This is a genomic window from Pelomicrobium sp. G1 (genome assembly GCF_051905455.1).
GTDB lineage: Bacteria > Pseudomonadota > Gammaproteobacteria > Burkholderiales > UBA6910 > Pelomicrobium.
Window position 1 is genome coordinate 1 of sequence record NZ_JBQACR010000644.1, and the last position, 233, is coordinate 233.

General features: G+C 64.4%; 1 protein-coding gene. It reads right to left on the reverse strand.

The window, feature by feature from the left end; genetic code table 11:
• Positions 1 to 85: 85 nt before the first annotated feature.
• Positions 86 to 233 (reverse strand): ATP synthase delta/epsilon chain alpha-helix domain-containing protein (locus ACTFO6_RS19955; protein ID WP_439936011.1); only part of this gene is annotated, 148 nt, incomplete at its 5' end.

Here is a 233-nt window from a genome sequence, read left to right on the forward strand (position 1 = left end):
CCGCGAGCTCGAAACACCTTAGGCAGTATAAGTGACGAAGGCAGCCCGCAGGCTGCCTTCCGTAGACTCGGGAGGAAGCAAAAAATTACCCTTTGCGCGCCTTGCGCAGCTTCTGGATCGCGGCGAGCTGGGCGGCGGCCTCGGCCAGCTCCGCCTGGGCCTTGGCGATCTCCAGCTTGGAGGTCTTGTTCTGCAGCGCTTCCTCCGCCGCCCGTTTCGCCTCCAGCGCCTTG